Here is a 12,675-nt window from a genome sequence, read left to right on the forward strand (position 1 = left end):
CCAAAAAAGAGAAATTTCAACTTATTTAAATGCTTTATAAAGTAAAATCAGCCCTTACACTTTTTTGGGAGAAAGATGAAAAAATCACGCTTAGGGCTTTTACAAACGCATATTTTAGATATCTTAACACAAGATGAGCTGGAGAAATTTGAGTTTAAAGAGCTGCCAAAAACAAGCACGATCTACACCGAAGATATCGAGATCATCATCTTAAAAACCGGCTCAGCAAAGCTCTCATTTTTTGAAGATGGCGAGGAATTTATCCTTTATCATTTAGAAAAAAACAATATCGCCATACTCGATGACAACTGCGCCTTTGAAGTGCTTGAAGATGCCCAAATTTACGTCATTAGACTGGATAAAATAGGTGAAATTTTGCACAATCAAAAAGCTGCAAGCGAGATCCTAACAACCACGCTAAACACCATCATAGTGCAGCGCCAGATCACAAAGTCGATACTTTTTGAGGACGCAAAGGGCAGGATCGCAAATTTCTTGATCGAGCTTGCAAATGAGCAAGATCTAAAACAAAATGGCTACCAATATGTATTTTTGCCGTTTTCTCTAAAGGTGCTATCAAGCTTTGTTGGGCTAAAGCGCCAAAGCGCCTCAACAGCCTTTAATGAGCTTATCAAAGACGACATCATTAGAAAGATCACACCGCACGAATTTCTCATCATCGACCACGAAAAACTTGAAAGTTATACAAATTAAATAGCTTTTACGCCCTATCTTTAAATTTAGCGAGCCTATCTCGAAGCTCTTTTGAAAGTGTAAATTGTGAAAGCTCATATCTGTCAAAAATAACGATCATATCATCGCCAAGCGCTTGCACTAAGCCAAAACACGCATCTCTATCGAGGCGATTTTTTCTAAATTTAACACTTAGCGCATCGACTTTTTTCTTATCGCCAAAGCTCTTAATGGCGATCTCGTCGATATCTTTGAAGAAAAATTTGATATTTTTTGAGCCTTTTTTTATGACAAATCCATCATCATCTATCTCAAAAAAGTTGTTTTGCAAGATCTTTCTCACGCAAAAAAAGGTTGAAATAGCACCAACGATGACACCAAAAAGAGAGGGCGTGCCAAGATCAAGATAAAAGTAGCTAGCGACGCTAAAGACAAAGAGCCCAAGCCCAAAGGCTAGTGCCCAAAAAACATCTTTTTTACTCTCTTTGGTTATCATTTTTGCCCTTTTATGCCAAAAGTCCAGCGCCATTTATCGCTTGGCTGCGCTCTTTGGCGTAAATTCTCTCGCCATTTATCACGTCATATTTCCAGATCGGTGCATTTGCCTTAAAGTCCTCGACAAACTCGTTTATAAGCCTTAGCGCGACCTTTCTTTGAGGACTAACAACACCTGCTACATAAGAGCTCGTATGCACTGGCACATCGCCTTTTGAGTGAGCAAAGAGCACGTAGGCATTTTCTTTTTTGGCTCGTTCCTGCCAAGCATCTAGCCATTTTTTAAGGATCGGCTCATAGATATCAAAGCTAAGCGCCGAAATACCGCCCTCTTCTCTTACTATGCCCACAAAAGTGATGAGCGCGCCGCAGTTTTTGTCTTTAAATTTCTCATACCACTCATTTGTGATGTTTTGAACATCCAAGCTTCCATTATAAATTTGCATCTTAGCCTCCACAAACTGGCGGTAAAATAGAAATTTTATCGCCTGATTTTAGAGCGAAATTTATATCGCTTACGATCTCGTCATTTACAGCCACAGCGCAGATATTTAGCCACTTTTTAAGCTCTTCTTTCTCGCTTAAAGCCGCTTTTACCTCGCCTAAATTTTTTGCTTCTACTTTTATACTCTCAAGCCCGATAGGCCCAAGAAATTCGATCTCTATCACATTTTATCCTTTGAAATTTTTGCTGATTTTACTTAAAAATAAATTTAGATATACTTATTTGAAAATTTACAAAAGAGATAGAAGATGAACGAAATTTTAAAAAGCATAAAAACCCCAGCCTACGTCTGCGAAGAGGCAAAAGTACGTAAAAATTTAGAGCTTTTAAAGTATGTAAAAGAGCAAAGCGGAGCTAAAATTTTAGTAGCGCTCAAAGGTTTTGCATTTAGCGGAGTGATGGATATGGTGGGCTCATATCTTGACGGAGCGACTTGCAGTGGGCTTCATGAGGCCAAATTTGCGAGCGAATACGTAAAAGGCGAGATCCACACGTATAGCCCAGCCTTTAAAGATGAGGATTTTGATGAAATTTTAAAAATTTCAAAACACATCACATTTAACTCTTTTGCGCAGTGGCAAAAATTTAAAGGCATTGCCCTACAAAACGACATCATCTGCGGCCTAAGGGTCAATCCAGAGGTCTCACTTGCGCCAACTGATAGCTACAACCCATGCGGTAAATTTAGCAGGCTTGGCATCACGAGAGCAAATTTTAAGCCAGAGCTTCTTGATGGCATCACTGGGCTTCATTTTCACGCGCTTTGTGAGGAGAGCGCTAGCAGCTTGCAGGTCGTGCTGGAGGCGTTTGAGGAGAAATTTGGCGAGTTTATACCAAAGATGAAGTGGATAAATATGGGCGGCGGTCACCACATCACGAGAGCCGACTACGACGTGGAGCTGCTTATAAGGATCATTAGGCGCTTTCGCGAGAAATACGGCGTGGAGGTCTATCTGGAGCCAGGCGAAGCGGTGGGCTGGCAGACTGGCTTTTTGATAAGTAGCGTGCTTGACATCGTGCACAACGAAAAAGATATCGCCATCCTTGACACCTCAGCTGAGGCGCACATGCCAGATACTGTGCTCATGCCTTACCGCCCAGCCGTTAGAGGCGAGAGCAAAAATGGTAATTTTGCTTATAGATTTGGCGGCAATACCTGCCTAGCTGGCGATATAGTAGGGCTTGAAGCGGGCGATGCGGAGTATAAATTTGATAGTGAGCTAAAAATCGGCGACCGCGTCATATTTGAAGATCAAATTCACTACACCATCGTGAAAAATACGACGTTTAACGGCATAAAACTGCCTGATCTGCTACTTCTAAAAGAAAATGGCGAGATAAAGATGATTAGAGAGCTAGACTACGAAGAGTATAGGCGCAGAAACTAGGCTGAGTTTTTGAAGGTAAATTTGGATTTTTAAATTTAGGTCAAATTTATCTGGCTTGCAAATTTCGCCAAAATAGCTTTGAGCTACTTAAATTTAAAAATTTATCTTGAAGCTATTTTCGTTTTCAAAATTTAAAGTCCGATTACGAACTCCAAAATGATTTAAATTTATTCTCTACAAAATTTATCTTGACACTTTTTGCTAAAGCTATCTTAGCTTGCTATCCTTTTTAAAATTTAGCAAATTTCTAACTTTATCAAAAAGTCACAAGCTATTTTAAATTTAATACCCATAAATTTTGGCAAATTTATCTATCTTTGAGCTTTTTTGCCACTTGTATTCGGTCTCATTTGCGATCTTTTGGGCTAGTTCTTTGCCAAAATGATCACTGATAAAGCCAAGCGCCATATCCATGCCAGCAGCCACGCCTGAAGCTGTGTAAAATTTACCTGCCCTCACCCACCTGGCGCGCTCTTGCCATTTTACCGCCTCGCCGCAACTTTTTACCCACTCAAGCGACCTTTTATTTGAAGTAGCCTTTAGTCCGTCAAGCTCTCCGGTGCGAGCGATGAGCGCCGAGCCAGTGCATACGCTTAGGCAAAATTGTGAAGCCAAAACGCACTCTTTAAGTCTCAAAATAAACTCACTATCATCTACAAGCGTCCTCGTGCCCTGACCCCCAGGGAGTAGCAAAACGCTCTCTTTTGGCATCTTACTAAGCTTTTTAGTCTTTATAAAAAAGCCTTGCTTGCTTCTTTTCATCCCGCCATCAAACGAGACGTAGCTTATCTGCATTTCAGGCACCCTTGCTAAAAACTCCACTGGCCCCATGAGATCAAGTGTCTCATACTCATCAAATATAAGGCAAAAAAGATGCATAGTGCGGTCCTTTTTCGGCTAAAATTTGGCTTTATTTTAGCTAAATTTTCAGATCAAAAACGCTAAAAATTAACAAAACTTAAATGTTTTTTATAAAATTTTTAGTAATCTTTTTTGCTAAGGTTTGCTTGTGATTAGCTCTGATATAATAGCCGCAAAACGGCATAGCTGTGTGATTTTAGCATATTTAACCAAAGCTTAAATCATTTAAGCTTTAGCAAATAAAGGAATAAAATGACGAGAATTCTTACTCTACTTTTTACATTGTCCGTTGCGGCAATGGCCATTGAGGGACCAACTGGCGTCAATCAATATGACAGCACCATTTGGGCAGCACAGAGGATAGAAAATATCAAGCCTTATGAGCATGGCTGGGGCCCGATATTTACTTTTATACAAGGCAACGACTACTTCGCGATAGCTGCACTTTCTATCATTTTAGCTGTTATCGGCGCGTTCGTGCTACACTTCTTGATCATCGGACCAAAACACTTTAGTCACGAGGGCAAAAAAGTGCTTGCTTTTTCAGTATTTATACGTATAGCTCACGGTTTAGCTGCGATCTCTTGGATCATCTTGGTGCCAACTGGTATCATCATCATGTGGGGTGCAGAGCTAGGCGGCGGCACATTTGTGCGTTTCTGTAGATACTTGCACGAGATAGCAACTGTGATCTTTGCTATATCTGTGCTACCGATGCTCTTTAGCTGGACAAAAAGAATGCTCCCAGCAGTGTATGACATCAGATGGATGTTTATAGTTGGTGGTTATCTATCAAAGAAGAAAAGACCAGTTCCTGCTGGTAAATTTAACGCAGGACAAAAAGCATGGTATTGGATCGCTATCCCTGGTGGTATCGTGATGATCATCACTGGTGCGATTATGTATTTTCAAGACTTCAAAGAGCCAGCAGTCGCTACTTGGCTAGGCATATCACAGATCGAGCTTTTAAGATATAGCGTCGTTATCCACAACTGCCTTGGCATCGTCTGTGCGGTATTTTTCCTAGTTCATATCTATATGGCTGCGATCGCTATACATGGCGCTATCTGGTCGATGATCACTGGATACAAAGAAGAAGAAGAGGTCTATGTACTTCACCACTACTGGTATCAAGAGCTTGTTAAGAAAAACAAGATCCCAGTATCTGACTACGAGAAATCTTACACAAATTTAAAATAATTAATCTTGACCTTGCGACTTACGCAGGGTCAAACTCTCTTTTATAGCAAATTTCAAAGCACAAATCCTTTTAAAAAATTAATATTTTTTAGCTATAATCCAAAATCAGTTTCAAGGTTTGAAATACTAATCACAAAGGAAAAACAATGACAAGAACAATTGATTGCAGAAATTTAGAGTGCCCAAAACCAGTCATCATGACTAAAAACGCACTAGAGGGTTTAAATGAAGGAGAGAGCTTAGAGATCATCGTAAATGCCCTAGCTCCAAAAGAAAATATCTCAAGATTTTTAAAAAATCAAAATATAGAATTTAGCCTAGAAAGCAATGGCAATGAGACTAAAATTTTAGCCATCAAGGGCAAAAGCGCACTTGAGCTTACAAATTTTGATGAGTTTGTCTGCGACATAACACCAAAAAATGAAAAGGTGCTCTATCTAAACGAAGAGCGCGCAGGTAGCGGAGAAGTTGGCATAAATTTGCTATCAAAATTCCTAGGCGCACTTATTCAAGTAGAGAAAAAACCAAAGATAATCATCTGCGTAAATAACGCCGTTAAGATGACGACAAACCGCTCACATCCAAGCTTTAAGCCGCTTAAAGATCTTGAAGCTGCTGGTGTTCAAATTTTAAGCTGCGGAAGCTGCTTGGAGGCTTATAAACTAGTAAGCGATCTTGCAGTTGGCGAAATTTCAAACGCTTATGAGATCATCGACATACTCTCAACTCACGAGCAAATCAAACTATGATCTATCACGACAAAAAGCTTACGCAGTTTGTTAAAGCCGCTGGTTGAGCTGCTAAGCTTGACCCGTCGGGTCTTCACAAAACGATTAGTAGTTTAAATTTATCTCATCCAAACCTGCTCTCAAGCATCGGCTCAAACGAAGATGCGAGCGTTTTTAAGCTCTCAGACGATCTTGCGCTCGTTCAGACGCTTGACTTTATCACGCCAGTAGTCAATGACCCATTTATCTACGGTCAGATCGCTGCTGCAAATAGCCTAAGCGACGTCTTTGCAATGGGTGGCGAGGTGATAAACGCCCTAAATATCGTGGGCTTTGATAGCTGCAACCTTGCACCTGAAATTTTAGGCGAAATTTTGCAAGGTGGAGCCGATAAAGTAAGAGAGTGTGGCGGCGTCATCGTTGGCGGACATACGATAGAGACGCAACAGATGTATTATGGACTAAGCGCGACTGGCAAGGTGAGCCCACAAAATTTCTGGGCAAACAATACAGCAGAAGTTGGCAACGTTTTGATCCTTACAAAGCCTCTTGGCAGTGGCATCTTAAGCACAGCGATCAAGGCTGATCTACTAAGCATGGAGCAGATAAATGAGGTCGCTGGCATCATGGCTCAGCTAAATTTCTACGCTCTAAAAGCGCTAAGCGGCATTAAGGTTTATGCTGCTACCGATGTGACTGGATTTGGATTTTTAGGGCATTTAAGCGAGATGTTAAACGACAAGATCAGCTTTAACGTCTTTGAAAAAGATGTGCCAGTGATCGCAAGTGCGAAAGAGTTTGCCGACATGGGCATCATCCCAGAGGGAAGCTACAAAAACCGCGAATTTGCAAAGCATTTTGTGAGCAAAGAGGCTGATATATTGCTTTTTGACGCGCAAACTTCTGGCGGACTTTTGCTAGCTGTTAGCGAGAACGATGCGAGCCTAGCACTAAAGCGCCTAAAAGAGGCTGGCTATGAGCGCTCAGCCATCATCGCAGAGGCGATACAAAAAGGCGAGTTTGATATATTTTTAAACTAACTCTAGGCTAAATTTAGCCTATTTCAAGGCCAGCTAAAGTCTGGCTAAATTTCTTTTAATTTACCTAGTCGCTTTATAATGTCAAGAAATTTAACAAAGGAGATATGATGAACTATCTTGAAATTTTAAAATTTCGTCACGCTTGCAAAATTTTTGATGAGAGCAAAAAGATCGGCGCTGGCGAATTTGACTTTATCCTAGAGGCTGGCAGACTAAGCCCAAGCTCGACTGGGCTTGAGCAGTGGGACTTTTTGGTCGTGCAAAATAAAGAGCTTAGAGAGAAGATAAAAGCTGTTTCATGGAACCAAGTGCAAATCACCTCTTGCTCGCATTTGGTTGTCATCTTAGCTAAGATCAAAGAGGTAAAGGTTGGTAGTAGCTATATCGATAAAATGATCGCTAGAAGGGCTGATAAAGACCACGAAGCTATCGCTGCAAGGCAGAAATTTTATCACGACTTTTTGCTATCAAATTTTAAAAATGACGATGAGCTAACCTTTCAGTGGTCACACGAGCAGTGCATGATAGCTGCGACAAATATGATGAACGCAGCCGCTAGCCTTGGGATTGACAGCTGCCCGATCGAAGGCTTTGACAGGCACGCTTTAAATGAAATTTTAGGTCTTGATGAGAGCGAAAAAAGAGTGGCTATCGTAGTGCCATTTGGCTACCGCCTAAATCCACAACCTGAAAAAATACGCAGACAAAGAGCCGAAGTAGTTACTTGGATCTACTAAGTCACGGGGCAAAACGCCCTGTGATCTCTTTAAATTTAAACAAAAAGGCATTTTATAAGCTAAAAAAAGTAAATTTGCGTTAAAATCATGGCTAGTTTTAAAAAGCGAGGCTTAAATTTAATGCAAAAAAATAGCGCTAAACCAGTTTTGCAGATTTTTAAGAGGTTCTATGTAAAGATAGCACTACTTCTTTTTGCCTTCATCTTTCTTGCACTTTTTGTCATATTTGCTGGCATAAACGATATAAAATATGAAATTTCAACGCTAAATTTAATCACTAGAAACAATATCGTGAGTACATTTGTAGAGGTAAAAGACAATATCACCACAAAGGCAAGACTCATAGCAAACGGCGTAGAGCCATTTTATGAAGATACTGTTGTAAGTAAATTCTACGCCGCTTTTTACGTGATAGCAAAAGACAACTCCTTGCTTTATGAGCGTAAATTTGAGGGCGCTTTTGAGTTACACAACTACGATATCTCGTGGTTTTCAGATATAAAAGCAGGCGAGTTTAGGCTCTCTGATAGATTTTACAAAAATAGACGCTTTAAAGATATCTACATAGCTTACGGGCTAAAAAATGGCAATAAAATTCTCGCCCAGCTAAATCCAAATCTTTTAAAAAACAAGGTCGATACAGGCTACAATAAAAACCTTGCCGCATACGTCTTTTTGGTCGATAAAGATGGCAACCTCTCAAGAGATGAGTTTTATAGAAAATTTATAAAAGAGGACTTTAACAAATACATCTCGCAAGGTGGCGAGTTTAAAGCTGACAAGATCATTTTTATACTAAAGGATATGAATTTTTACAAGATCAGCTACCTAGAGGAGCAAAAGCTATTTGTCATAACAGGCTCTAGCAGACAAGCGCAGATCTTTATCCAGCTAGTTCTAGTCGTACTTTCGTTCTTGTGTTTTGTCGCATTTAGCATACTTTGGCTACGTGATAACTCATATATAAAAGATAAAATTCTCTCTCCATTTATTAGAATCGCTCTTTTTGCGGCAGATAAAAGTAGGCTGGCTGATGAAGAATTTGACATAAAAGAATTTACCTCGCTAAACAACAGCATCAAAAAACTCTACGAAGATAGAGATAGAGCTTACGAGACGGCACAAAGCTACGAGAGTAGATTTGGCTATGTATTTGAAAAGAGCTTTTTAAAGATCGTGGTCTATGACGCTTATACTGGCGTCATCACGGACATTAGCAACGCTCTTTTAGAAAATCTAGGCTACAAAAAAGATGACGTAGCAGATCTAAATATCAAAGAGCTACTTGAAGATGAGTCTAAAAATTTAGTAGAAGATAGAGAAAACGCTATCAATAATGATCTATCGTATGAAGCTAAGCTAAGGCGTAAAAATGGCGAGATAATCGACGTTTTAGCGACCCAAAGTAGCTTCGAGCTAGAAAACACAAGGCTAAATTTCATACTTATAAAAGATATCACTCAAGAAAAGATGACGCAAAGAAATGACGATATCATCAAAAGCTACGTCTTTTTATCGCCAAATGTCATCGCCATCGCTTCGGCACAAGAGCCATTTTTGATCATCCAAAGCACAAACAATGTCGAGAGAATTTTTAATGTCCAAAGCCAAGGTCTTATAAATTTAGAAGATATAATCGCAAGCGAGGACTTTGATAGCTTTAAAGCTGCCGTGCTAGCAGGTAAAAAAGCCTTTTTGCAAGCAAGCTTTAAAAATGAAGAGCTAAATTTCATAGCAAATATGACAAACGCTTACGGCAAGAAAATTCCATTTAAGATAAAGGCTAAATTTATCGATGCAGACGAACAAAAGGTCATCTACTCATTTACCGATCTTAGTGATATGCTAAAGCTTCAAGAGAGATTTGAAAAACAAAGCAAAGAGAGTAAGGCGCTGCTTTGGGCGAGTGAGGCAAATGTCTTTACTTGGGATAAAAGAAGCGACATGCTCAACATCTCAGACGAGCTAAGTAAAATTCTCGGCACGCAAAGCACTCTAAATTTCGAGCAAGCAAAGTCGGTCTTTGTCGATGAGTTTGATAGTTTTTATAGCTTTTTTGAGAGCTTAAGAGATGCTCAAACATACATCAAAGATATCAAGCTTTACAGCATAGATAAAGAAATTTTACACTTTAGACTAAGGGCAAAAGCGCTTGAATACGACGAATTTGGCGAAGTAAGCTTGATAAAAGGCACATTAAGAGATCTTAGCCTAGAGGATAGCTTCTTTGTCTGCCAAGACCTGCTTGCAAAAATTTTCTCATTTAGCAAAGAAGAGGTCGTCTTGCTTGATGAGGAGATGAGGGTTATTGATGCAAATGACGCATTTTTTGAAAGTGCGGGCGCAAAAGATAGCGTATATCTAAAAGATATCACCTTTATAAAGCAAGGCTTAAGCGATATAAAACACCAGATCATAGAGACTATAAACCAAGGTGGCTCGTGGAGTGGCAAGGTTTGGAGCGAAAATAATAAAAATAAGAGCAAGCTTGAAGTCATAGAAATTTTACCGCTTATCGATGCGAGCGAGAAAAGAACTGGCTACATCATGCTAGCAATGCTGGCAAATAACGAAGCGCAAAATGAGAAATATCTAGAATTTATCGCATATCACGATCCGCTCACAAAGCTACCAAATAGATTTTTACTCTACAACAAGCTAAATTCTCTCATACAAAAAAATGAACAAAAAATAGCCGTCATCTACCTTGATATGGATGATTTTAAGAGCATAAACGACAACTTTGGCCACCAAATAGGCGATAAATTTTTAGTGGCTATCTCTGAAAAAATAGGCGCTATGTTTAATGGCAAAAATATCTTTGCAAGGATAGGCGGAGATGAGTTTGTAGGCGTCATAAACTATGAAAATTTAGGTGAAGTCTATGAAATAGCGCAAAATATGCTAAGGCTAGCTTCAGATGAAGTAAAGATAGACGAGCTAAAACTAAAAGCAAGCGCTAGCGTAGGCATAGCCTTGGCTGATAGTGAGCTTGGGGCTGATGATGTGCTACAAAGAGCCGACTGGGCGATGTATCAAGCTAAGATAAGCGGCAAAAACAGAAGCTATACATTTGATGCGAAAAAAGATGTCTATTTTAAGAGCCAATACGAAGATGGCTCAAAAATTTTAAAAGCGCTTGACGCTGGTGAGATGTTTTTAGAATTTCAACCAGAGATCAGCTTTAGCACGGGCGAGACTTTAAGTTTTGAAGCTCTTATTAGATGGAGAAAAGATGGCGAGATCATCTATCCAAGCGACTTTTTACCACTTATAAAGACAAGTAGCGCATCGAGTAATATCGCTTTATTTACGATAAAAGAGGCGCTTTTAGCAAGAAAGATGTGGCTAGAAAATGGCATAAGCGCAAAGGTTCGCGTAAATTTAAGCGTTAAAAAGCTCTTTACAGAGGAATTTTGGCATAAATTTAAAGCGATATTTGATGAGGATAAAAGCCTTGATCCAACTGGGCTTATCATCGATGTTATCGACGCTGCAACAGCTACAAATTTAGAAGTTTTAGAAATTTATGTGAGAAAATATAAAGAGCTTGGCATACACTTCTCGCTTGATGATTTTGCCTCATACTCAAGCTCGATAGAAGCTCTTGGTATGCTAAAGACAAACCGCTTTAATATAGACAATAAATTTTGCAAACATATCTTTAACTCAAAAGAGGCGCTTGAGAGCATAAATATGATAAGGTTTGTGGCTGATAAATTTGGACTAAATGCGACTATAAAAAATATAGATGACAAAAGAACGCTTGAGTTTTTACTTGGTCTTGGTTTTAATAAATTTCAAGGCAACATTTTCTCATTAGCGCTTTTGGCAAAAGATGCTGCTTCGTTTAAATTTGAAAGACCATATCTGCACATAAAAGACTATAAAAATAGCGAAAATTTCGAGCTTTTCAAAGGCTTAGTCGTGCTAAAAGAGCTTGCAAATGAAGTGATAGCAAATTTAAATCAAGACGACAAACTAGCACAAAGCCTAAAACAAAAAATAGAAGACGAGATAAAAAATATAGGTAAATTTAATCAAGAAATTTCCATAAATTTAAGCAAACTAGCAAGCAGTAGTGACAGCAGCGAACTCTATAATCTAGCCATGTCCATCATCAAAGAGTGCGATATAAATTTAGGTTTTAGTAAGGAGATAAGAGTTGAGTGATGTAAATGTTTATGAGCACGAGATCCCAAACGGAAGCAAACTTTACTTTGCAAAAAGTGCAAAGTTAAAGAGAAAAATCGAGCAAAAAGCGAGTGAAATTTTAGAAGATGAGGGTTTTAGCGAGATCGTAACGCCGTTTTTTTCGTATCATCAACATCTAAGCGTGGATGCGACAAACCTTCTGCGCTTTAGCGACAGTCTAAACCACGAGATAAGCCTAAGGGCTGATAGCACGGTTGATACCGTTAGGATCGTGCTTAGAAGGCTAAAAGCAAACGAGCCAAAGAGGTGGTTTTACATCCAGCCAGTCTTTCGCTACCCAAGCCAAGAAATTTATCAAATAGGCGCTGAGCTTATCGGTGAAAACGACATTTTAAAGAGTATAAACATAGTAGCAAAGCTCTTTAGCGAGCTTGAGATCGGCGCTTGTTTGCAGCTTAGCAACATGCAAATCCCAAGGATAATTTGCGAAATTTTAAACTTAGAGATAGAAATTTTTGAAAACTCATGGCTAGAAAAAATTTTAGCCCAAAACGTGCCGTGGCTTAGCAAACTAGCCCTTTTAAAGGACGCTAGCGAGCTTGATGAGATAATAAATTTAGTCCCTGATAAGCTAAAAGAGGCGCTAAAAAATTTACAAGCTGTGGCAAAATCACTAGAATATAAAAATTTAAGAATAGTTCCGCTATATTACTCAAAAATGAGATATTATGATAGTTTATTTTTTAGATTTTTAAAAGACAACGCCATCTTAGCAAGTGGCGGAAACTATGAAATAGACGATATTTCAAGCAGCGGGTTCGCTGTATATACTGATGCATTGATAGAAGAAAAAATTAATTTAAGGAAGTAAGA

Annotated in this window: 12 protein-coding genes; 8 read left to right on the top strand and 4 right to left on the bottom strand. The window is 39.2% G+C overall.

Annotated elements, in window-relative coordinates:
* Positions 1-75 precede the first annotated feature (75 nt).
* Entirely contained in the window at positions 76-714 is a 639-nt protein-coding gene (locus MTT09_RS09470) for a Crp/Fnr family transcriptional regulator (RefSeq protein ID WP_103589931.1), read from the top strand.
* Between the two features lie 7 nt (positions 715-721).
* Here MTT09_RS09470 and MTT09_RS09475 read toward each other — a convergent pair whose 3' ends face one another.
* From MTT09_RS09475 to MTT09_RS09485, 3 genes are read right to left on the bottom strand one after another with little or no spacing between them, the layout of a single operon-like run.
* A complete protein-coding gene (locus MTT09_RS09475; RefSeq protein ID WP_103608529.1) occupies positions 722-1,189 on the bottom strand; it encodes a molybdate transport repressor in 468 nt (155 codons plus the stop codon).
* Between the two features lie 10 nt (positions 1,190-1,199).
* Positions 1,200-1,634: a molybdopterin synthase catalytic subunit gene (locus tag MTT09_RS09480; protein WP_012140409.1), complete on the bottom strand. Its 435-nt coding sequence runs from the start codon at positions 1,632-1,634 to the stop codon at positions 1,200-1,202.
* A 1-nt stretch (position 1,635) separates the two neighbouring features.
* Positions 1,636-1,857 (bottom strand): MoaD/ThiS family protein, encoded by a 222-nt coding sequence (locus tag MTT09_RS09485; RefSeq protein ID WP_103575825.1) that lies wholly within the window; start codon positions 1,855-1,857, stop codon positions 1,636-1,638.
* Between the two features lie 84 nt (positions 1,858-1,941).
* On the opposite strand from MTT09_RS09485, the gene nspC reads away from it, so the two are divergent.
* Positions 1,942-3,081 (top strand): carboxynorspermidine decarboxylase, encoded by a 1,140-nt coding sequence (gene nspC, locus MTT09_RS09490; protein ID WP_103611633.1) that lies wholly within the window; start codon positions 1,942-1,944, stop codon positions 3,079-3,081.
* Positions 3,082-3,363: 282 nt separating this feature from the next.
* Here the strand turns inward: nspC and MTT09_RS09495 are convergent, their stop codons facing one another.
* Positions 3,364-3,960, bottom strand: coding sequence for a DJ-1/PfpI family protein (locus MTT09_RS09495; protein ID WP_103611632.1), 597 nt, complete (start codon positions 3,958-3,960; stop codon positions 3,364-3,366).
* Between the two features lie 234 nt (positions 3,961-4,194).
* On the opposite strand from MTT09_RS09495, the gene MTT09_RS09500 reads away from it, so the two are divergent.
* The 6 genes from MTT09_RS09500 to MTT09_RS09525 all read left to right on the top strand — a co-directional run bounded on the left by MTT09_RS09500 (position 4,195) and on the right by MTT09_RS09525 (position 12,673).
* Entirely contained in the window at positions 4,195-5,142 is a 948-nt protein-coding gene (locus MTT09_RS09500) for a formate dehydrogenase subunit gamma (RefSeq protein ID WP_103578161.1), read from the top strand.
* Positions 5,143-5,288: 146 nt separating this feature from the next.
* A complete protein-coding gene (yedF, locus tag MTT09_RS09505) occupies positions 5,289-5,891 on the top strand; it encodes a sulfurtransferase-like selenium metabolism protein YedF (protein ID WP_429803634.1) in 603 nt (200 codons plus the stop codon).
* Entirely contained in the window at positions 5,888-6,910 is a 1,023-nt protein-coding gene (gene selD, locus MTT09_RS09510) for a selenide, water dikinase SelD (protein ID WP_180999384.1), read from the top strand. The genes yedF and selD overlap by 4 nt, the downstream gene beginning before the upstream one ends.
* 107 nt (positions 6,911-7,017) lie before the next feature.
* Positions 7,018-7,647 carry an NAD(P)H-dependent oxidoreductase gene (locus tag MTT09_RS09515; protein WP_429803635.1) on the top strand — a complete coding sequence of 210 codons (630 nt, stop codon included), beginning with the start codon at positions 7,018-7,020 and terminating at the stop codon, positions 7,645-7,647.
* A gap of 120 nt (positions 7,648-7,767) precedes the next feature.
* Complete coding sequence (locus MTT09_RS09520) at positions 7,768-11,820, top strand: diguanylate cyclase domain-containing protein (protein ID WP_429803636.1); 4,053 nt, start codon at positions 7,768-7,770, stop codon at positions 11,818-11,820.
* The gene (locus MTT09_RS09525; RefSeq protein ID WP_429803637.1) at positions 11,813-12,673 is read left to right on the top strand and encodes an ATP phosphoribosyltransferase regulatory subunit; all 861 of its coding nucleotides are present in this window, start codon (positions 11,813-11,815) and stop codon (positions 12,671-12,673) included. The genes MTT09_RS09520 and MTT09_RS09525 overlap by 8 nt, the downstream gene beginning before the upstream one ends.
* Positions 12,674-12,675 lie beyond the last annotated feature (2 nt).

Source organism: Campylobacter concisus, from assembly GCF_050447505.1.
Classification (GTDB): domain Bacteria; phylum Campylobacterota; class Campylobacteria; order Campylobacterales; family Campylobacteraceae; genus Campylobacter_A; species Campylobacter_A concisus_BP.

What these genes read in the sequence shown, in the direction of transcription:
- MTT09_RS09475 (WP_103608529.1), bottom strand. Translation starts at nt 1,189, where the DNA reads ATGATAACCAAAGAGAGTAAAAAAGATGTTTTTTGGGCACTAGCCTTT.
- MTT09_RS09500 (WP_103578161.1), top strand. Translation starts at nt 4,195, where the DNA reads ATGACGAGAATTCTTACTCTACTTTTTACATTGTCCGTTGCGGCAATG.
- yedF (WP_429803634.1), top strand. Translation starts at nt 5,289, where the DNA reads ATGACAAGAACAATTGATTGCAGAAATTTAGAGTGCCCAAAACCAGTC.
- nspC (WP_103611633.1), top strand. Translation starts at nt 1,942, where the DNA reads ATGAACGAAATTTTAAAAAGCATAAAAACCCCAGCCTACGTCTGCGAA.
- MTT09_RS09480 (WP_012140409.1), bottom strand. Translation starts at nt 1,634, where the DNA reads ATGCAAATTTATAATGGAAGCTTGGATGTTCAAAACATCACAAATGAG.
- MTT09_RS09470 (WP_103589931.1), top strand. Translation starts at nt 76, where the DNA reads ATGAAAAAATCACGCTTAGGGCTTTTACAAACGCATATTTTAGATATC.
- MTT09_RS09495 (WP_103611632.1), bottom strand. Translation starts at nt 3,960, where the DNA reads ATGCATCTTTTTTGCCTTATATTTGATGAGTATGAGACACTTGATCTC.
- MTT09_RS09520 (WP_429803636.1), top strand. Translation starts at nt 7,768, where the DNA reads ATGCAAAAAAATAGCGCTAAACCAGTTTTGCAGATTTTTAAGAGGTTC.
- MTT09_RS09515 (WP_429803635.1), top strand. Translation starts at nt 7,018, where the DNA reads ATGAACTATCTTGAAATTTTAAAATTTCGTCACGCTTGCAAAATTTTT.